General features: G+C 63.9%; 21 protein-coding genes. 10 read left to right on the top strand and 11 right to left on the bottom strand.

All coding sequences use genetic code 11. The annotated features are described in order from the left end of the window. Positions 1-8: 8 nt before the first annotated feature. Positions 9-773: a lysophospholipid acyltransferase family protein gene (locus tag AC0L3L_RS26710; RefSeq protein WP_473488939.1), complete on the top strand. Its 765-nt coding sequence runs from the start codon at positions 9-11 to the stop codon at positions 771-773. Positions 774-785: 12 nt separating this feature from the next. Further along, positions 786-1715: a phosphatidate cytidylyltransferase gene (locus AC0L3L_RS26705; RefSeq protein WP_473640008.1), complete on the top strand. Its 930-nt coding sequence runs from the start codon at positions 786-788 to the stop codon at positions 1713-1715. Between the two features lie 15 nt (positions 1716-1730). Here AC0L3L_RS26705 and AC0L3L_RS26700 read toward each other — a convergent pair whose 3' ends face one another. After that, positions 1731-3722, bottom strand: a complete 1992-nt coding sequence (locus AC0L3L_RS26700) for an AI-2E family transporter (protein WP_473488941.1) — start codon at positions 3720-3722, stop codon at positions 1731-1733. A 182-nt stretch (positions 3723-3904) separates the two neighbouring features. Here AC0L3L_RS26700 and AC0L3L_RS26695 point away from each other — a divergent pair, with 182 nt between their 5' ends. The 3 genes from AC0L3L_RS26695 (at position 3905) to AC0L3L_RS26685 (ending at position 5907) form a co-directional block, all read left to right on the top strand. Further along, positions 3905-4030, top strand: coding sequence for a hypothetical protein (locus AC0L3L_RS26695; protein WP_473639943.1), 126 nt, complete (start codon positions 3905-3907; stop codon positions 4028-4030). 1103 nt (positions 4031-5133) lie between these two features. Continuing rightward, on the top strand, positions 5134-5397 hold the full coding sequence (locus tag AC0L3L_RS26690) for a hypothetical protein (protein WP_473488943.1): 264 nt from the start codon (positions 5134-5136) through the stop codon (positions 5395-5397). A gap of 279 nt (positions 5398-5676) precedes the next feature. Beyond that, the gene (locus AC0L3L_RS26685; protein WP_473488944.1) at positions 5677-5907 is read left to right on the top strand and encodes a hypothetical protein; all 231 of its coding nucleotides are present in this window, start codon (positions 5677-5679) and stop codon (positions 5905-5907) included. Between the two features lie 173 nt (positions 5908-6080). Here AC0L3L_RS26685 and AC0L3L_RS26680 read toward each other — a convergent pair whose 3' ends face one another. Beyond that, positions 6081-6434 (bottom strand): cupin domain-containing protein, encoded by a 354-nt coding sequence (locus tag AC0L3L_RS26680; protein WP_258123208.1) that lies wholly within the window; start codon positions 6432-6434, stop codon positions 6081-6083. A 188-nt stretch (positions 6435-6622) separates the two neighbouring features. On the opposite strand from AC0L3L_RS26680, the gene AC0L3L_RS26675 reads away from it, so the two are divergent. The 3 genes from AC0L3L_RS26675 to AC0L3L_RS26665 all read left to right on the top strand — a co-directional run bounded on the left by AC0L3L_RS26675 (position 6623) and on the right by AC0L3L_RS26665 (position 9693). Next, entirely contained in the window at positions 6623-6844 is a 222-nt protein-coding gene (locus AC0L3L_RS26675) for an alkylphosphonate utilization protein (protein WP_473639941.1), read from the top strand. A gap of 217 nt (positions 6845-7061) precedes the next feature. Continuing rightward, the gene (locus AC0L3L_RS26670; protein WP_473488946.1) at positions 7062-7424 is read left to right on the top strand and encodes an SPW repeat protein; all 363 of its coding nucleotides are present in this window, start codon (positions 7062-7064) and stop codon (positions 7422-7424) included. Between the two features lie 304 nt (positions 7425-7728). Next, positions 7729-9693 (top strand): acyltransferase family protein, encoded by a 1965-nt coding sequence (locus tag AC0L3L_RS26665; RefSeq protein ID WP_473639939.1) that lies wholly within the window; start codon positions 7729-7731, stop codon positions 9691-9693. Positions 9694-9730: 37 nt separating this feature from the next. On the opposite strand, the gene AC0L3L_RS26660 is transcribed toward AC0L3L_RS26665, so the two are convergent. From AC0L3L_RS26660 to msuE, 5 genes are read right to left on the bottom strand one after another with little or no spacing between them, the layout of a single operon-like run. After that, a complete protein-coding gene (locus tag AC0L3L_RS26660; RefSeq protein WP_473639938.1) occupies positions 9731-10492 on the bottom strand; it encodes an ABC transporter ATP-binding protein in 762 nt (253 codons plus the stop codon). 14 nt (positions 10493-10506) lie between these two features. Next, on the bottom strand, positions 10507-11505 hold the full coding sequence (locus tag AC0L3L_RS26655) for an ABC transporter substrate-binding protein (protein ID WP_473639936.1): 999 nt from the start codon (positions 11503-11505) through the stop codon (positions 10507-10509). A 56-nt stretch (positions 11506-11561) separates the two neighbouring features. Beyond that, positions 11562-12410: an ABC transporter permease gene (locus AC0L3L_RS26650; protein ID WP_473488951.1), complete on the bottom strand. Its 849-nt coding sequence runs from the start codon at positions 12408-12410 to the stop codon at positions 11562-11564. A 26-nt stretch (positions 12411-12436) separates the two neighbouring features. Then, the gene (locus tag AC0L3L_RS26645) at positions 12437-13801 is read right to left on the bottom strand and encodes an LLM class flavin-dependent oxidoreductase (protein ID WP_473639935.1); all 1365 of its coding nucleotides are present in this window, start codon (positions 13799-13801) and stop codon (positions 12437-12439) included. A gap of 54 nt (positions 13802-13855) precedes the next feature. Continuing rightward, positions 13856-14407, bottom strand: coding sequence for an FMN reductase (gene msuE, locus AC0L3L_RS26640; protein ID WP_473527875.1), 552 nt, complete (start codon positions 14405-14407; stop codon positions 13856-13858). Positions 14408-14661: 254 nt separating this feature from the next. Between msuE and AC0L3L_RS26635 the strand changes: the two genes are divergently transcribed. Next, entirely contained in the window at positions 14662-15258 is a 597-nt protein-coding gene (locus AC0L3L_RS26635) for a DUF922 domain-containing Zn-dependent protease (protein ID WP_473527876.1), read from the top strand. A gap of 206 nt (positions 15259-15464) precedes the next feature. On the opposite strand, the gene epmA is transcribed toward AC0L3L_RS26635, so the two are convergent. Next, positions 15465-16508: an EF-P lysine aminoacylase EpmA gene (gene epmA, locus AC0L3L_RS26630; protein WP_473639933.1), complete on the bottom strand. Its 1044-nt coding sequence runs from the start codon at positions 16506-16508 to the stop codon at positions 15465-15467. A gap of 129 nt (positions 16509-16637) precedes the next feature. On the opposite strand from epmA, the gene efp reads away from it, so the two are divergent. Further along, positions 16638-17204: an elongation factor P gene (gene efp / locus AC0L3L_RS26625; protein ID WP_473488956.1), complete on the top strand. Its 567-nt coding sequence runs from the start codon at positions 16638-16640 to the stop codon at positions 17202-17204. Between the two features lie 582 nt (positions 17205-17786). On the opposite strand, the gene AC0L3L_RS26620 is transcribed toward efp, so the two are convergent. The 3 genes from AC0L3L_RS26620 to AC0L3L_RS26610 all read right to left on the bottom strand — a co-directional run bounded on the left by AC0L3L_RS26620 (position 17787) and on the right by AC0L3L_RS26610 (position 19654). Next, complete coding sequence (locus AC0L3L_RS26620; protein WP_473527878.1) at positions 17787-18053, bottom strand: DUF2285 domain-containing protein; 267 nt, start codon at positions 18051-18053, stop codon at positions 17787-17789. Positions 18054-18421: 368 nt separating this feature from the next. Next, the gene (locus AC0L3L_RS26615) at positions 18422-19024 is read right to left on the bottom strand and encodes a DUF6456 domain-containing protein (RefSeq protein ID WP_473639931.1); all 603 of its coding nucleotides are present in this window, start codon (positions 19022-19024) and stop codon (positions 18422-18424) included. Positions 19025-19141: 117 nt separating this feature from the next. Beyond that, positions 19142-19654 carry a hypothetical protein gene (locus AC0L3L_RS26610; RefSeq protein WP_473527881.1) on the bottom strand — a complete coding sequence of 171 codons (513 nt, stop codon included), beginning with the start codon at positions 19652-19654 and terminating at the stop codon, positions 19142-19144. Positions 19655-19833: the final 179 nt, after the last annotated feature.

Below are 19833 nucleotides of genomic sequence, written 5' to 3'. Positions count from 1 at the left end.
GCCGGACGATGAGCAAGCTAGGCACAAGGACCTTCACCCTGCTGCAGACCGTGACCTCGGTCGGCCTGTCGGCGCTGGCCTGGGCGGTGACCGGCGTGCGACCGATCTGGAACGGCAGCCAGCCGTCGGACCGGCAGCGCATCTACTTCGCCAATCATGCCAGCCACGGCGACTTCATCCTGCTGTCGGCCTGCCTCAGCGAGAAGCAGCGCGCCCGCACCCATGCCGTCGCTGCCGCCGACTATTGGGGAAAATCGCGGCTGCGCCGGTTCATCGCGCAGGACATGCTGTCCTCCGTGCTGATCCAGCGGCAGTGGACGGAAGAGGCGCAGAATCCGATCTCGATCATGCTGTCGGTGCTCGATGAGGGCCATTCGCTGATCATCTTTCCCGAAGGCACCCGCAATATGACCGACGAGCCGCTGCTGCCGTTCCGCTCCGGCCTCTACAATCTGTCGATGGCGCGGCCCGATGTCGAACTCATCCCGTGCTGGATCGAGAACATGTCGCGGGTGCTGCCCAAGGGCCAGTTCGTGCCGGTGCCGCTGCTTTGCCGCGTGGTCTTCGGCGCGCCGATCGCCATTGCGCCGGATGAGGAACGCCGCGCCTTTCTCGACCGCGCCCGCCAAACGCTGCTTGCGCTGAACCCCCGCCCGCCAACGCATGATGCGGAAAAGTGGAATCCGGTTTTCCGGAAAACATCATGCGACCAAAAGAGCTTAGAGCATCGTGCCGGATCCGATATCCGGCACGATGCTCTGAAGGACGACTAGTTCAACATGCCAATGCACGAAACCCTCATTCTGGTTATCGGCCTCGCTGCGGTGCTGACCACGGCAAGCCTGGTTGCCGGCATCCTGTCGTGGCGCGCGCCGAAGCCGCTGTCTTCGACGCTGGTCAACCTCAACCAGCGCATCAACGCCTGGTGGGTGATGGTGCTGGCGATCACCGTCGCCTTCTTCTTCGGCCGCTCCGGCATGACCATCCTGTTCGCGCTGATCTCGTTTGCCGCCTTGCGCGAATTCGTGACGCTGACGCACAGCCGCCGCAGCGACCATTGGGTGCTGCTCGGCATGTTCGGCATCATCATCCCGTTCCAGTACTGGCTGGTGTGGACCGCCTGGTACGGCCTCTTCACCATCTTCATCCCGGTCTACTGCTTCCTGCTGATGCCGGCGATCACCGCGCTTCACGGCGACACCGAGCGCTTTCTCGAGCGCATCTCGGCGCAGCAATGGGCCGTCATGATCTCGGTCTACTGTGTCAGTCACGTGCCGGCGCTGCTGACGCTCGACGTTCCCGGCTTTGAAGGCCGCAATTTGTTGCTGATCGCTTTCCTGATCATCACCGTGCAAGGCAGCGACGTGCTGCAATACATCTTCGGCAAGCTGTTCGGCAGGTACCTGATCTCGCCGAAGGTTTCGCCGTCGAAGACCTGGGAAGGGCTGGTCGGCGGGCTGGCGACGTCGAGCCTGCTTGGCGCGCTGCTGTCGTTCCTGACGCCGTTTTCGCCGCTCCAGGCGGCGGGCGTCGCCTTTATCGCCTGCCTGATGGGATTCCTCGGCGGGCTGGTCGCCTCCGCCATCAAGCGCGACCAGGGGGTGAAGGACTGGGGCCATCTGATCGAGGGCCATGGCGGCATGATGGACCGCGCCGACAGCCTGGTCTTCGCCGCTCCGGTGTTCTTTCACACGGTGCGTTACTTCTGGACCTGAGAACGAGCTACGGTCTCATTTTGCAGCTGCAAGCGGCGCCTTCTCGGCAGGGCGCGGCCGACGGCGCATGCGGCGCTTGGCAGCAACCTTCAGCGCAACCGGCGGATCGCTCGACAACGCCCCCAGAACGGCTTCGACCATGCCATACGCCACAAAATCGGCATTGATGTCATTGGCCAGTTTGACGGCTGTCTCGCTGGCGTCGCCGTCCTCCGACCAAAACACGATGCCTACCCGCAGCGCCGATTTGGCACGTTTCAGCCGACGAACCAGGAAACGGGCGTGCTTGACGGAGTCGCGGTTAAGGAATCCGACCACGACGGTGTTGACAGCATCGAACTTGAGCCGGCGAATGCTCGCCGGTTCCATGTCGGCAAAGCTCGCCTTCGAGACGGTCGCTCCCTGGACTTCGAGCACCTGCGCCAGCATGGCGGCGGCGGCATCATCAAGTTCGCCGCGGCCGCCGGCACAAAGCACCGACATGTCCGTGCCATCAGGCAGTTCGGTGTCGTCCTCGCTCTCCGCTTGAGCCTGCTTTTCCTCATCCGCTGTGGCAGGCTCGGCCGCAGCCGGGTCATCGTCCTCCTCCGCTTCCTCCCGTGCGCTGTCGTCGAGGTTCGCCACCAGCGTCTGCGCACTGGCCGCCACCTGCCGTCTTTGCTCATCGCCCATGACACCCCGCACGCGATCCTGTTCGCCGAGCAGAAGTGCGGGAATGGCGACCTTGTCATAGAATTCGAACAGATATTTTTCCTCCAGGATCTCCTCGGCGTGATCAGTGGCTTCTTCCGGATCGCCGGCCAACAGCCGCTGGTAAAGCCGAGCATGTAGCTCGAGCACGGGTTCGTTGCCGAATAGGACGTCGAGGAATTCGAACTGCGGCACGTGCCTGCCGAGCACGACGAGACAGACCGTGAGCGGCGTCGACAGAACCAGGCCCAGCGGGCCCCAGAGCCAGGTCCAGAAGATCGCCGCGACAATGATGGCCAATGGTGAGAGCCCGGTGCGCGAGCCGTAGAGCCAAGGTTCGACGACGTTGCCGGTGATCATTTCCATGACCACGAACAGCCCGGCGGTCCACAGCACGAGCGACCAGCCGGGAGCCACGGCAAGCGCCAGGAACAGAGGCAGCAGCGCACCAATGATCGGGCCTATATAGGGAACAAAGCGCAGCGCCAACGCCAGCAATCCCCACAGCAGTGCATTGGGTATGCCGAGAACCCAAAGCCCGAATGCAATCGGCACGGCGTAGACGATGTTCACCACCAATTGCATGAGCAGATATCGGCCGACCCGCTTGCCCGCTTCCTGGAGCGCCTCGGTGGTCCGATGAAGATCGCCGTAGCCGACGAGGCGTATGAAACGATCGCGCAGGTCCTCGCGCTCGAGCAGCATGAATATGACGACGATGATGATCAGGCCGGCCGATGCCAGCGGGCTGATCAGCGGCCGGATCAGGTTCTGGAGAACCTGGAGCGGCCTTTCGCGCGCGATGATCTCGACAGGCACCGGCTCGCGCTCTGGCTCATCTGCGGCGGGCGGTGAGGTTTCCTGCCTGTCGAGTTCCTGGCCAACGCTTTCGATCACCCCGCTCAGCCTGGCGATGATGCCTCCGCCGATGCCGGTTTCCTTCAGGGATCGGACCTTGGTCAGGATATTCGACTGGTAAAGCGGGATGTTCTGCGCCAGTTCGCTGACCTGCGTTGCGACAATGAAGGAGAACAGTGCAAGGACCGTGAATGCGCCCAGCACAGTGGCGATGACGGCCGGAAGACGGGGAATGCCGACTCGCTTGAGTACGGAAACCATGGGTGCAAGCGCAAAGGTAAGCAGCAGAGCGATTGCGATCGGCAGGAAAACCTCGCGCCCGAAATACAGGGCGGCAACCGTAGCCACGACGGTCGCGACGGTCGGCAATGACATGCGCGGGAGGACCCTGGCACCGGAAACAATGCCCACCAGCCCGGACTCCGACGGGTGCATGCCGTTTCGACGATTGGCCGCCACTTGGTGCCTCCACCCTGCCAATCACCATGATCAGGCATATTGAGCCGGCGCGCAACGTCCGCACCTTTGTGCCGGAGCCCGACCGCAGGGAGGTATTCCCTCCTTGTCCGGCCCGCGCGCCGCAAGATCGGAACGGCGGCTCACTGTTGCTGTGGTCAGACTTAGCCGGAATGACGCAGCCAATGACGGTCGAACACGTCGAGAATGGACCGGAATTCGGCCGGCGGGATCTGGTTGGCGCCGCCGTCGCTGTCTCCGGCGAGGAATTGCGCCAGCTGCCGGTCAACCGCCTCCGTGTGCTCGACTGACAGGCCAAGCGATGCAAATCCCTAGCGATCGACCCGTCGGACGGCAGATATCCGCCCCATGTCTCGGGCGCCGGATTGCGCAAGCGGATCATCAGGATCCTGGTCAGGGACGGCTGCGGCTCCGGGCCGATGATGGTGGTGCCGCACAGATAGCCGCCAAGCACGCTTCCCGGCCGCGAGTGCGGAAACAGGCATAGGAAGAAGTGGGCTTCGCCGTTGGTTTCTTTCAGATGCGCATAAAGGCCGCGTTTTGCCGGCGTCATCAGCCCGCCGAGCAGCAGCTGCCCGGTCGGCAATGCCTCGCGATAGGCGGCAGTCAGGCCGTGCGCCCCCGGCCCGGCCTCTATCGACAGGCTGCCCCTGATCAACTGGCCGCGATAGTAGGGCGACAAGGCGCGCGAATAACATGCGTAGGTTCCGGCAACGGCCAATCCAAGGCTTCGCTCCTCATGTCCGGACGCCGTCTCGAAATGCGCACCGGCGCGGCGTTCCAGTTCGGCCCTCTCGATGCCGTGGCGGGCGCAGATCGCCGCCGTAAAGCCTGACAGGTCGCTCTCGGCGATCCAGGCGCCGGGCTGCTCCAGCTTGAGAAGCTTCGACCAGTCGTCGTAGACGCTGAGTTCGCGTGGCTGGGCGCGACCCTGCAGCCATTTGTCGGCACGGCCGAGATCGAACGCCGTCTTCGGGTTGACGCCCCGGAACGCCGCCGCCAAATCCTTGCGGGCGACGGTTCCCAGCAAGGCTGCAGTCAACCGTAACTTCTGCGCGATATGCTGTGCCATCCCCCACCTGCCCCTTTATGCCACCGCAAGGCATAGCATGTGCCAGCAATTGCTCCCACCGCATTCATTGCGGGCTGGACCTCTCCTAAAGTCTATATTCCAGGAAATCCGCAGAATTCCACGCCGCTCCACGCGGCTGCCCTTTTCGCCCCGCCGGGCGGCGCTAAGGTCGCGCAGGGCAAGGGCAAGTTATGAAACTCACGCTATCTAGGGTTGAATACCAAACACCCTTCCTCAGTCATTTGAACGACGGCGAAGCCGAGCTCTCGGCACCGGCACAAACCAGCGTAGATGCCGCCTCAACAAGGAAGGAATAATTCGATGTCCTGGATTGCCTCCCCCAAAATCCCTTTCACCGCGGTTGCGGCTGGATCCGCTGCACTGCTGCTGCTGACCTTCGGGCCGGATGGACCATCGCGTGCCGCTGCCGGCTCGCGCGCGGCAGCGACATATGGCAAGGCGGCTCCTGCGTCGCCGGCCATCGAGCCGACGCGCATCGAAGTCGACGGCAGCGCGCACGTGATACGCTTTTACATCGACGGCAAGCAGGTCGCCCTGCTCGACTCGACCGGCTTCAGGGATTGATCTTCACACCAGCGCTGGCCGCTACGAAGCGGGCGAATAGCTGCTGCCTTCATGCGCGGACGACGGTCACCACGGAGTGACCGTCAAACGCTGCGCGACATGGCGCACCCTGCTGCCTTGATGCGACTGTAAGCCTGACTCGCGCCGGTTCGTTGCAGCCGCGCTTTTCCACAAGCCATATTCCAGGAATTCCGCAGAATTCCACGCCTTTCCGCGCAGCGGCCGTGTTCAGGCCGGCGGCTAGGGCTAACCTTACGTTAACCATTGAGGGACGCCGTCATGAAACTTGCTCTGTCTGCACTTCTCGCCGTGCTCGCCCTTTCGCAAACCGTGGAGGCTAAAACGAAAGTCGTTGCCACCGATGCGAAAGCGGCCACAGCCGAGAAAAGCCGGCCGCAGCTCGACAACAAGTCCACCGGCGGGATCACCGCGTCGCCCGGTGCGATGGCAGCGCCGGCCGACAAGAATGTGTCCAGTCCGTATCCGCCGGCGATCTATTTCGATTTCTAGAGTCTATCCATCCCTAGTGGCGGGGCTCCATCTTTTTATTTCGACCGCACCGCGCTTGCGGTACCCGGGATCGGCGGGCCCGGGGGATCGACAAGCCCGATCGACAGGCCTCGGGATCAACAGACTTGGCGGCGCGCCAGGCGGTGATAGGATTGTTCCGTTCGCCTCCGGCCTCAGCCGACCCTGACGACGAAATGCTTCGTCACCGGCTCGATGATTTTCCACGTTCCCTTGAAATCGGCTTCAACCACGAAGGCGTCGCCGGGGCCGACTTCGACGGGCGCGCCGCCATCGGGCGTGATGACGATGCGCCCAGCGATCATGTGCACGAATTCATAGTCGCTGTAGGTTGCGTGGTAGGTACCGGGGGTGGCCTGCCAGGTTCCCGACATAACCTTGCCGTCCGCTGTGGTGTGCTGGACGGCGGTCTTCATGGTCGGGTTGCCGTCGACCACGACCCAGCCTGCGAGATCGCCCGCCTCGGCGTTTTCGACCGCGCCGAATTTGAGGATGGTCTTCTCTGTCATGGTCGGGCTCCGTTTGGAACTGTGCCGGCATTGGCTGCCGGTCAATAGCCGAAGCACCTGAGATGAGCAACGCGGGTGCCCTGTCCGGTTCACGAGCAAGCGATGGCACGGTTTGCCGCGTGCCATCGCTTGACCTTGCCGCCATCCGCCGGATAGTCGGTTGTCCGGCTCCGATGAAAGACCCCGATATGGCAGACGCGATCATAAGAGACAGCAACGGCACCCAGCTGAACGAGGGCGATTCCGTGACCCTGATCAAGGATTTGAAGGTCAAGGGCACCTCGGAGACGATCAAGCGCGGCACGCTGGTGAAGAATATTCGCCTCACCGGCCATCCCGGCGAGATCGAGTGCAACACCAAGCAGGTGAAGGGCCTGGTGCTGAAGACCCAGTTCCTGAAAAAGGCGTGATCGCGTGGAGTCTTGACCCGTGATCCCTGGCCTTGCGGCCTCCGGAACCGGCGCAGCGCCTCTAAGTTGAGCAGACGGATGACGGCACTGACGGAGCCTGGCTAACCGGCCGGCGGAGCCACTCCTTGAAAGCCGTCGAAAGTGCGATATATCAATGACTAAGCGTGCGTTGCACGCGACGTAGTGCTTTGGTCAAACTTCACCTGTGGAGGTTGTCATGGCAAACGGTCTGATGGAAGGAAAGAAAGCCCAGGACTGGATCAACCTGATCCTTGCGGCATGTCTGTTCATCTCACCCTGGGTCATCGGCTTCGTTGCTGAAACCGCTCCTGCGTGGAACGCCTGGATTGCCGCAGTCGTGCTCGGCGCCCTGGCTCTCGCGGCGCTTTCGGTATTCGCCGAATGGGAAGAGTGGGTGAACCTTGTCGTCGGGCTCTGGCTGGTCGTCTCGCCCTGGCTGCTTGGCTTCGCGGCAAACGTCAACGCGATGGGAACCCATGTGGTCCTCGGCGTGCTGGTGGTTGCGGCATCGGCCTGGGCGGTCTGGGACTCCCGTCATCATCCGCCAGCGCATGCGTGATCGGTGACGACCAAGAGGAGGAGCCCGGCGCGCGAGCGGCGGGCTCTTCCTAAGCCTGAGATCGGTACGCAGGCCCGCTAGCCGGGCCAGTTACATCCTTGTGCTCAAAAACCAACCGCCCGGCGGGTGCAGATGGCAGCGCCGCCGCCGCGCTTCCTGGTATAGACGCCGACGAGCACCCCGCTACACTCAGCGAACTTCCGCTTATGTTGCATTGCGTTAGATTTGTTGCATTGCAATATCAATGCATTGCGTCGAGTCTTCGCAACGGGGCTTTTTCAACGACCTATGTGAGGTTTTCGCCGTGTCAGCATCGTTTCGGCCTGATATCGAAGGGCTGCGTGCGCTGGCGGTGTCGGGCGTCGTCGCGTTTCATTTTGGTCTGTCGGACCTGCCGGGCGGGTTCACCGGCGTCGACATCTTCTTCGTCATCTCCGGCTATCTGATCACCGGCCAGCTGCTGCGGGAAATCGCCGAGGACGGCAGGCTGGACCTGTGGCGGTTCTATGCAAGGCGCGCCCGGCGCCTGCTGCCGGCCTCGCTGTTCGTCATCTTCGCCACGCTGGTCGCGGGCTACTTCATCCTGTCGCCGGACGAACAGTCGCTCTATTCGAAAGGCGCCATGTACGCCTCGGCCTATGCGATCAATTTCTGGCTGATCCGCTGGTCGTTCGACTATTTCGCCCCCGATGCGGCGAACAACCCCTTCATCCACTTCTGGTCGCTCTCGGTCGAGGAGCAGTTCTATCTCGTATGGCCGGGACTGCTTCTGCTGGCGGCATGGCTGCGCCCGGGCAAGCGCACTGCGATCCTGGTGATCGGCCTCACCGGCGTGGTGTCGTTCGCCGTCTGCGCCTGGCTCACCACCGTGTCGCAGCCCTGGGCCTTCTATTTCTCGCCGCTCAGGGCCTGGGAATTCGCCGCCGGCGGGCTGGCGACGATGGCGCCGGCAAAATTCTGGCGAGAGCGCCCGCAACTGGGCGCAGCACTGGCATGGCTTGGCCTGGCGCTGATCGCCGGCGCCTATCTGACCTTCAGCGAGCGGGACACCCCCTTCCCCGGCGTCGCGGCGGTGATGCCGGTGGCCGGCACCGTGCTCCTTTTGCTCAGCGGCTCCGGCAATGTCCAAAGAGGGCCGAGCGCCATGCTGGCGCTGCCGCCTTTGCAATGGGTGGGGAAACTTTCCTATTCGCTCTATCTCTGGCACTGGCCGGTCATCGTCTATGCAACGATGATGGTGCCCGACCTCTCCTGGCCCGGGCGGCTTGCCTGCGCGGCATTGACGCTGGCGCTGTCGATCTTCACCTATCATTTCATCGAAAACCCGATCCGTCGCAACGGCTGGCTGATGGCGAGCGCGGCGCGCGCGCTTATCCCCGCCGCAATGCTGACCGGCGCCGGCGTCATGGCGACCTACGCCAATGCGCGCCTTGCCGTGGACGACCTCGACCCCTCACAACGCATCATTGCCGAAACTGCCGCGCAGCCCTCCACCGCGCGCGCCAAGGTGGGTTGCGTTCTCGACTACGAGACCGTGACGCCGAAGCCCTGCGAGTTCGGCCCCAAGAATGCCGAGCGCTCGATCGCGCTGTTCGGCGATTCGCATGCCGACCACTGGTCGACGCCGCTGATCGAGGCAGCGAAGAAGAACGACTACAAGGTCGTCACCTGGCTCAAAGCCGCCTGCCGGGCCTCGCGGCTGACGGTCTGGAGCTCGAAGCTGAAGCGCGACTACACCGAGTGCGATCAATGGCGCGAGCAATCGATCAAGGAGATCATCGCCCTGCGCCCGAGCCTGGTGGTGATCTCGGAGATCTCGCTGACCAGTTCGCGCAAACTGTCGCCCGACGCGCAGCAATCCGACAGCCTGAATCAGGACTGGCAGGCCGGCCTTCGCGCAACGCTGGAGGCGTTCAGCCAAGCCGGGCTGAAAGTCGCCTTCATCCGCGATGTGCCGTTCAACAGCATGTTTGTCGACACCTGCGTGGCCCGCGCGTTGTGGCGTGGACAGACGCCATCGGTATGTGACGCGCCGCGAACCGACGCCGCCAACGACGCCATGGCCGCGGTGGAGCGCGACATCGTGCGCGCCGTCCCCAACGCGACCTATATCGACATGACCGACCGGTTCTGCGACGCCAAGACCTGCCATGTCTTCATCGACGGCAAGCTGGCCTACCGCGATCGCCACCACATGGCGACGCCCTTTGCGCAAACGCTGGAGCCGCCGGTCGAGCGCGCGCTGTTCTCGACCGGGGCGGCGGAGTAATAAGGGCGGCGCAAAGACGCGCCTTTCACCCGCTGTCTCAGTGCAAGCCAAACTCGCGCAGCAGTTCTTCGCGATAGCGCACGAAGCGGCTTTCGCTGCGATCGCGGGGGCGTGGCAGTTCAACGTCGACCAGCCGTGCTGTGCCGCCTTTCTCCCTGGGCAGGATCAGCACCCTGTCCGCAAGATAGATCGCTTCTTCCAGATCATGGGTGACCATGATCATGGTGACGTTCTCTTCGCTCCAGATGCGCACCAGTTCCTCTTGCATGCCGATTTTGGTCATCGCGTCGAGCGCGCCTAGCGGCTCGTCGAGCAGCAGGATTTCAGGCCGCACGGTCAACGCCCGGGCGATGCCGACGCGCTGCGCCATGCCGCCCGAAAGCTGCCTGGGATAGGCATCGCTGAATTCGGCCAGACCGACGAGCGCGGTATAGATGCGGGCCTTGTCCTCCGCCTCCGCCTTGGGCACGCCCCGCACTTCGAGGCCAAAGGCGACGTTGCCGAGTACCGTCAGCCACGGCAGCAGGCGCGGTTCCTGGAAGATCACCGCGCGCTCGGAGCCGACGCCATGGACCGGCTTGCCGTCGATCGCGACACCGCCACTGTCGGCAGCCTCCAGCCCGGCAAGAATGCGCAGCAGCGTGGTCTTGCCCGATCCGCTGGCGCCGACAATTACGAGGCATTCGCCGGAGCGGATGTCGAGGTTGAGCGCCCTCAGCACGGCAAGCGGGCGCCCGCCAAGGGTGAAGGATTTGGAGAGGTCACGTATCGTGACCTCGCCGCCGCTTGTGGTGGCCATGGCCCGTCTCCCGGTCAGTTGGTTTTCGATTCGCCGCGCCGGTAAAGGATGTCAGCGGCTTTCAGCTTGCCCTTGGGCAGGCGGCCGTCGCGCTCGAGCACGCTGACCCAGAAGTCGATGTCGCGGTCGTCAGCCTTCGCACCTTCACGCAGTCCGAAGCCGGTCCAGTAGCGCGCCAGCTCGCCATTTTCGCCGCGCTTGTCGAGGATGTCCGCGAGCACCTTGCGCGCCTCGTCCGGGTTCTGGCGCGACCAGTCGGCGGCCCGCGCCGACTGGTCGACGAAATTGCGGGCGCCATCCGGATGCGCCGTGATGAAGTCGCGCAGCAGGACGATGAAGCCGCCGGCCAGTTCGCCCAGCACGTCGGTGTCGTTGAACACGCCGCGCACGCCGCCATTGTCGACCAGGGCGCCGGCAAACGTCGCCTGCCAGTAGCCCAGTGCCGCGATATCGACCTGGCGTGACCGCAAGGTCTGTTCAAGCTGCGGCCCGGGCACCACGACGAGGTTGACGGCATCCGGCGGCAGGCCGACGCCGTGCAGCGCCTCGCGCACGGTGTAGTCGAGATGGGCGCCGAGCGTGTTGACCGCAATGGTCTTGCCGGCGATGTCGGCAATCGATTTGATCGGACTGTCTTCCAGCACGTAGAAGACGCTGCGCACTTGGCCGTTGATGCCGTTGCTTGGATAAGCGGCGACGAAGTCGTTGCGGCCGGAGATCGAGTTGATCACCGCAGCGGTCGCGGCCGAGCCGAGATCGACGCTGCCGGAGGCGAGCGCGAACAGCGATTCCGGGCCGCCGCCGGAGTAGCCGACATTCTCCAGCTTGACGCCGAGGTCCTTGAAATAGCCGAGCGCGTCCGCCAGCTCATGCGGCGAGATGCTGCCGCGGCTGGCGAGGTAGCGCAACGTGACCGGCGCGGCTTGCGCAACGGCGAAGCGAGGCAGGCCGGTGGCGATGATGCCGGCGGCAAAGGGAGCGCCCGCAAGCAGGGAACGGCGAGTGATTGGCATAGTCCGGTCTTTCCTGTTGGAGAGGATGGCCTGTTGGAGAGGATGGTGAAGGCTGGTCAGTCGATGGGATTGCTCCAGCGGCAGAGCCGCCGCTGCAGGCTGACCAGCGCCTGGTTGGCGATCAGGCCGAGGCCGGCGAGGATGACGATCGCCGCAAACATCAGCGGGATCTGGAAGTTGTACTGCGCGTTCATCACCTGGAAGCCGATGCCCTTGTTGGCGCCGATCATTTCGGAGGCGATCAGCAGCAAGAGCGCCGTGGTCGCACTCAGCCTTAAGCCCACGAAGATCGACGGGACGGCCCCTGGAAGCACGACACGGCGAAACACGGTGAGCCGCGCGGCGCCATAGACCCGGGCCATCTCAAGCAGTTTCGGATCGACTTGCTTGACGCCGCTGATGGTGTTGAGCAGCAGCGGAAACAGCGTCGCCCAGAAGATGACGAAGACCTTTGATGCCTCCCCCAGCCCGAGCAGCAGGATGAACACCGGATAGAGCGCCAGCGCCGAGGTCTGCCGGAAGACCTGCAGGATCGGATCAAGCGCGGTTTCGACGGCGCGCACCTGGCCCATGAACAGGCCGAGCGGGATGGCAACCGCCACTGCCGCCGCGAAGGCGAGGCCGGCGCGCTGCAGGCTGATGGCGATGTCGCCGAGCAAGGTGCCACCGGCCAGACCGTTCCACAATGCGGTGACGATCGTGTCGATCGGCGGCAATACCGCAGCGTTCACCCATCCCGCGCGGCTCGATACCTGCCAGATCGCGAGGAAGCCGATCAGGATGCCGTAGCGGGACAGGAAGCGGACGACAGTCCGGTTGGCCAGGCGCGGGAAAACGGCGCCAAGGCTGGTTCTGCCGTCATGTGTACCGATCGTGACCCGCTGCTCGATGTGTTGCAAACTCATCGTCCTGCCCTTTGCTTTAAGAGAATCTATTCGGCGGCCAGCACCTTGGAGCGGCCGGCGGTCCAGGGGTTTTCCGGCCGCCTGAGGCCGAGATTCTCGCGCAGCGTCCTGCCTTCGTAGGCGGTGCGGAACAGGCCCCGGCGCTGCAGCTCGGGGATCACCAGGTCGACGAAGTCGTCGAGCGCGCCAGGCAGCCAGGGCGGCAGGATGTTGAATCCGTCGGCGGCGTCGTTGCCGAACCATTCCTCCAGCTGATCGGCGACCTGCACCGCGCTGCCGATGACGGTGTAGTGGGCGCGGGCCGTCGCCACCCACTGGTAGAGCTGGCGGATGGTGAAGTCGTGCTCGTCGGCAATCTGGCGGATCAGTGCCTGGCGGCTCTTCATGCCTTCGGTTTCCTTGCTCGGCGGCAGCGGTCCGTCGAGCGGATACCCGCTGATGTCGAGCGTCTGGCCCGCCAGCCCGTTGAGCAGGGCCACGCCGTCCTCGGGCAGGATCAGGTCGTTCAGCTGCTGGTACTTGGCGCGGGCTTCCTCTTCGGTGCGGCCGACGAAGGGAGCTACGCCCGGCATGATTAGTACCTGTCCGGGATCGCGGCCGACCGCCGTCACGCGCGCCTTGATGTCGCGGTAGAACTCTTGCGCCGAGGCGAGATTCTGATGGGCGGTGAAGATGACCTCAGCCGAATGGGCGGCGAGCCTGCGGCCGTCCTCCGACTGCCCGGCCTGCACCACCACCGGGTGACCCTGCACCGGGCGCGGCACATTGAGCGGACCTTTGACGCTGAAATGCCGGCCCTTGTGGTCGATGTCGTGAAGCTTGTCCTTGTCGTAGAAGCGCCCCGACTTCTTGTCGCGGATGAAGGCATCGTCTTCCCAGCTGTCCCACAGCGCCTTGACCGTCTCGACATGCTCATGCGCCCGGGCATAGCGCTCGGCGTGGGCAGGCTGCGTCTCGCGATTGAAATTGCGCGCGGTATCGTCGCCCGCTGAGGTCACGACATTCCAGCCGGCCCGGCCATTCGACAGCAGGTCGAGCGAGGCGAACTTGCGGGCGAGCGTATAGGGCTCCTCATAGGTGGTGGAGGCGGTGGCGATGAAGCCCAGATGCGTGGTGAGCGGCGCCAATGCGGCGAACAGCGTCACCGGCTCGAACCCGGCGATCTTGGCATTGCCGCCTTCGCGGGCGCCAAGGCCGACGGTCAGGTTGTCGGCGAGGAAATAGGCGTCGAACAGGCCGCGCTCGGCGGTCAGCGCGAGCTGCCTGTGGAACTCGAAATTCGTCGCGCCGTCGGCCGGAGCGTTAGGATGGCGCCAGGCTGCGATGTGCTGTCCGCCACCGGGCAGGAAAGCACCAAGCTTGATCTGCCTGGACTTGCTGGGTCTGGTCATTGCGGGTTCCTTCTGAGCTGTGCGGAAAGGGAATCGAGGGTCACGGGCCGGTGTTCAGGCGGCAAGACCGACGCTGCGTGGCACCACCCGGCATGCTTCGGCGACCGCTTGCCTGGCGCGAGCATGGATGGCTTCGGACACCAGCACGCCGTTGGCGAAGTCCTTGTCGGAGGCGTAGATCGCGGTCGGCAGGGTCAGCGCCTCGAAAAAGCCGAACAGCGGCCGCAGCTGATGTTCGACAACCAGCGAATGACGGTCGCCGCCGCCGGTTGCAGCAAGGATGACCGGCTTTCCCCTCAGGGATGACGGATCGAGCAGGTCGAAGAAATGCTTGAAAAGCCCGGTGTAGCTGCCTTTGAAAGTCGGCGAGCCAATCACCAGGACATCGGCGTCCAGCAATTGCTCGACGATATTTCTGGCCAACGGATCCAGTTCGCCAATACGCCTTGCCTGCGGGAAGGACTGACCGAGATCCTCGATGTCGAAAACGGTCGAGGCTGCACCGGTGCTGCTCGCCACCTCAGCGACGATGTGGCTGATGAACGCCTTGGTCTTCGACGGACGGGTCAGGTTGCCCGACAGCCCCACCACCAGCTTTTTCGACATTTTGGGCTCCTCGCAAAACGGCTTCTGTGCATTAACTCTACTGAGTTTATAGAATTAGATCAGAAAGAAGATTTCAAAACGAACCCGCCAAGCGGATTGAGTTTGCGGCACATCGTCGTCGATTGGTTCTTTCGACGCGAAAATGCGAACGCCGAGTTTGGCAAGGGCGCCTTGACCGCATTCCGGCCACGCGTTGATTATCTCAAGCGCACCAAAGCCATCGGCCCGGGGGGCCATCGGCCCGGGGGATTCGCATGAAAACAGCCGTTCTGACGTATCTGCTGCTGGCCTGTTTGCTGGCTTCGCCGGCGCGGGCGGGATGGAAGCCAGTCGAGAAGGTCGAGACCTACGCCGTTTCAGGGCAGACCGGTCCCCAGCTCCATGCCTCGATGGGCGAGCGCGGGCCGATGATCGGCAAGGGCAAGGTCCGCGCCATGGCCTACACCAATTTCAAGCTGACCTGGGTCAGGGACTATCAGCGACAAGGCAACGCCTGCGTGCTGGTGTCGGCGCGGCCGAAGCTCATCATAACCTACACCTTGCCCAAAACGTCCGGGCCGGTGCCGGCCGCCGTGCAGAAGAGTTGGGACGTTTTCGCCGCTGGCCTCGCGGCCCATGAAAAGGTGCATGGCGACCTAATCATCGACATGGTCCGCAAGATCGAGACGGCGACCATCGGCCTGTCCGTCCCCGACGATCCCGGCTGCAGCAAGATCAGGCCCGAAATGACCAGGCGGCTCGCCGAACTCTCCCAGGCGCAGCGGCAGGCGAGCCGCGATTTCGACCGGGTAGAATTCGCCCCGCGCGGCAATCTGCAGCAGCTCATCGTTAATTTGCTGATGGGGCGGTAGGGGAATCATCGCAAAGCTGGCGGGACAGCGCCCCCCTCTGTCCTGCCGGACATCTCCCCCACTTGGGGGGAGATCGGCCGTCATCTTTGATTTCGCCAATCGCCAACCTCGAAAAAGAGGCGCTGTCGGCGGAACTGCCAATCTCCCCACTTGTGGGGGAGATGTCCGGCAGGACAGAGGGGGCGCCGTAGAGCACAGGCCTCGCCTCACCCCGCCACCGGCGTCCACATCACATCCTCGACCCGCATTGCCCCCGTCGCCAGCATCACCAGCCGGTCGAAGCCGAGTGCGGCGCCGCTCGCCTGCGGCATCATGGCCAGTGCGGCGAGGAAATCCTCGTCGATCGGATAGCGCTCGCCATAGATACGCTCCTTCTCGTCCATCTCGAGGATGAAGCGCCGGCGCTGCTCGGCGGCGTCGGTCAGCTCGCCGAACGCGTTGGCCAGTTCGACGCCGCAGCAATAGAGCTCGAAGCGCTCGGCGACCCGCGGATCATCTGCGCTCGGCCGGGCAAGGGCGGCCTCCGAAATCGGATAGCCGTAAAGGATGGTGGCGCGCCCCTGCCCCAGCGCCGGCTCGATCTTTTCCACCATCACCCGGCTGAACAGATCTGCCCAATTGTCGTCGGGCGCGGTGCGTAAGCCCGCCTTGACCAGAGCCGCATGCAGCGCCTCCCGATCGGTACTGCCGTCGGCGGCCACCGTGGCCAGCAGGTCGATGCCGGCATGGCGCATGAAAGCATCGGCGACGCTCAACCGTTCGGGCTCGGCGAACGGATCGGCCGCGCGGCCGCGAAAGGCGAAACGTTTTGCACCCGCGCGCTCGGCGGCCAGCGCGATAAGCCCGGTGCAGTCCTTCATCAGGCTCTCATAGGTCTCGTTAGCCCGGTACCATTCGAGCATGGTGAAGGACGGATGATGCAACGGGCCGCGCTCGCGGTTGCGATAGACGGCGCTCAGGCTGAAGATGCGCGTCTCGCCGGCGGTGAGCAGCTTCTTGCAGGCGAATTCCGGCGAGGTGTGCAAATAGAGCGGCAGACGCTGTCCGTCCGGCCCGATCGCCTCGGTGGCGAAGGCCGACAGATGCGCCTCGTTGCCGGGCGAGACCTGCAGCGCCGCCGTCTCGACCTCGATGAAATCGCGGCTGGCAAACCAGTCGCGCAGGGCCGCAGTGATGGCATTGCGCAGGATCAGCCGCGGCCGCCTGTCGGCGTGAACATCAGGCGTCCACCAGGGCGAGGCGGCGGTCATGACGACAGGATTTGCATGGAGGACTGGCGATTGCCGCCAAGATGCGCTAGGCCGCACCGAACGGCTCCCGCAGCCGATTTGCGCCGGTCGGCGCTCCCAGGCCAGTCAACGCTCTTAGGAATAAAGCCCGTGAAGGTCATCGCCAGTTCCCTACGCAAAGGCAATGTCGTCGAAAAGGACGGCAAGCTCTATGTGATCCTCTTTGCCGAAAACATCCATCCGGGCAAGGGCACGCCGGTGACCCAGCTCGACATGCGCCGTATCTCCGACGGGGTGAAGGTTTCGGAGCGCTACCGCACCACAGAGCAGGTCGAGCGCGCCTATGTCGAGGAGCGCGAGCACACCTTCCTCTACCGCGACGCAGAAGGCTTCCATTTCATGAACCCGGAAAGCTACGACCAGGTCGCGGTGCCGGAAAGCGTGGTCGGCGAGATGGCGCCCTATCTCAAGGAAGGCATGGCGGTGCAGGTTTCCCAGTACAATGGCATCGCCATCTCGCTGGTGCTGCCGCAGCGCGCCACCTTCGAGGTGGTCGAGACCGAGCCGGTGACCAAGGGCCAGACGGCGTCCTCGTCCTACAAGCCGGCAACACTGTCCAACGGCGTGCGCACGCTGGTGCCGCCGCACATCACCGCCGGCACCCGCGTGGTGGTGATGACGGCCGATGGCGCGTATGTGGAGCGCGCCAAGGATTGAGGCTGGTGGATCGCTTGCGGGCGACAGGCCTCGCGTGCTGGAAGCAGGCTGGGCGCGCGGCGGCTAGTAGCGGGAGCAAATCGCGTACACAGCTGCCAGGTATGTGAATGCAATCGTGACGTAGGAGACCGCGAGTTCGGCCACGATGGAGGTGATTTGAAGCAGCGTCACCGGAAAACCCTTTGTTAACCCTAGCTCGCACATACGCGTTAATCCTGTCTCTTAACAGTCCCCTATAAGTTAAGTATCGGTGAGCGAGGCCCGCCACGGCGCCTGATCGTCGCAGAATGCCAAGGTAGAGGCCCAACCCGCGTTTGCCCCATGCCATGACGCGCCGGGAAGAGTCTGCTTCACTGGACTGTGCAGCGGGTTTACTGGACAGTGCAGCGGGGAATTCAGCCAAGGATGAAACCCGCTATCAGAACCGTAAGGATCATCGACAGCGGAACGGCAAGAAGGCAGCACGCCTCTAACCTGTTGATTTGCCAACGGTTCATCGAGCGCTTCCCAGTTGGTTTCCTATCTAAACGGGCAAACCGGGACGGCAGTTCCACGGAAATGCCCGGCGTCATCCACGCCAGTTCATCGTGCTGATTGGCGCCAACCCTTATTCCCGGTCATCCAGCGGGCACGCGCCAGATGCGTCGCCCAGGCCCGGAATGCCCGTTCCGGCTCCTGGTTCGGATCAATATGCAGAACGCTGCGGGCGACCTCACGCCAATCGGCGCCGTCCGCCGAAGCATCGAGCAGCCGCATGTAAGTCAGCATGCAGTGCTCGTCATACGCGGTCAGCACCGAAGACGTCGGCGCCACGTCTGCGAAATGAGGGTCTAGCGGTGGCTTTGGCATGGCGATCTACCAGCAATGGCGCACCGTAACAGGCCGTCGAGAAGCCCGCGCCCTTCAATTGGAGGACGCTGGCCGATCGAGGCCCGCTGCGCGCCCCGAAAATCAGGATGCGGCTTAGCTACATTCGCTTCTGGGGCTTTAGATGAGCCCATAGCACTGCGGCGGCAAACAAGAGCGCAAAAACAAGCGAGACATTAAAAATCGGATGGGTGCTGGACACAGCCGCCGCTGCCGCAACAATGCCGACGATCGCTAAGATTGCCCCCAAAACAACGCCCATGAAACGCATTGCCAACCCTCACATCTCTTGGTCAGGTAGGCAGCCTCTGATGGCATGACAATTTCATAGCGCCCGCCCCGTTTGCCCTCTACCCCCGCGGCCGCCGCATCAGCATCATCCCGTAATGCACCGCCAACAAATCCAGCCCGATCTTGAGCAGTTTAGAGACCACATCCCGCGGCTCGCCGGTCTGTTCGGCCAGGCTTTTTACCGTTTCGCCGGCGCAGCAGACTTTTTGCACCACGCCCGACACCTCCCAATGCGCAAGCGCCCTGGTGGCGTCGGCATAAGAGCGGCCGGCGGACAGGATGCGGTCGGCAACGCCGCCGCCGATGCGGCCACCGTCGACGCGCTCGGTCAGCGCCATCGGCCTGACGCCGTCCTGCGCCGAGACGCGAAAATCCTCGCGGTAGCGCATACCCGCCTCGCGCTGCTGGCACGACAGCGAGGTGATGCCGGTGAGCGGGTCGACATTGCGCACCCGCACAATGCCGCCGGTCGAGCTGTCATTGGAAACCTCATAGATGCGCTTCGCCTCCAGCGTGCCGGTCGCCAGCCGCTTGCGGCCGAAGGCGTCGTCCTTCAGCGCGAAATCATGGCCGACCTCCTTGCGGATGCGCACCTGCACGGCCTCGCCTTTTGCCAGTTTGGGTGCCTTCGGCGCCTTGACCTTGGCGGTCTTCTTGCTCATGGACAGTCTCCTCGTTTGATTTTCTGCCTTTGCAGAACCTGGGTTCCTCGCCCCCACGCAGTGGGGGAGAGGAACCAGGCCGCCGTGCTTGGCGAGAAGAATCTCGACCGATGCCGCTCACGCTGCATCCGCGAGAGCCGTACGGCGATGGTCGCAGAAGCGTGCCGCGTGATAGGCGCAGTAGCTTTTCAGCGGCCGCGTGCGCAGGCCGCAGCACAGCATGTCCAGTGCCGGCCGGCTGCCCGGCGCGTCGTTTTCGGGATCTTCCTCCAGCGTCAGATCGAGCGGCGCGCGGCAGCGGTTGAACAGGCAGTCGATGAAGCGCATGGCCGCGACATGCGGCGGGCGCCCGACGGCTGCAACGGCGCGCGGTGCCGGCACCTTGAGGGTCTCGGGCCCGTGGATCTCGCGCACGAACTGGCGCTGCGGCAGCCAGACCGGCGGCGCCAGCCTGGCCGGGGTGCGGGCGATGCTTTGCAATTCCGTGTCGGTATAGACGGGCATGATGTTGATCCATTGAAAGGTTGAGTAGATGCCGAAGCTGCGTCCCTCTCCCCGTTCACGGGGAGAGGATGCCGGCAGGCAGGTGAGGGGCAGCGCGACGTCGCCGATTGCCTCTCCCCAAGTCATTGCCGGCACTGCCCGAGCAGCCCAGCGATGGTGCCGCCCCGCCTGCCGGCACAGGGAGAGGGACGCAACTCCGGCGGCCGAGCTTCGCCTCGGCCGCCTCGCTTGTGGCGCCGGAAACCGCCCTGCCCGTGCACCGGTCGAAGACGATGACCGTGCCGTCCTCGGTGCGGATGCACGAA

This window comes from Mesorhizobium sp. WSM4849 (genome assembly GCF_055811385.1).
This window is presented reverse-complemented; position numbering and strand designations above follow the sequence as displayed.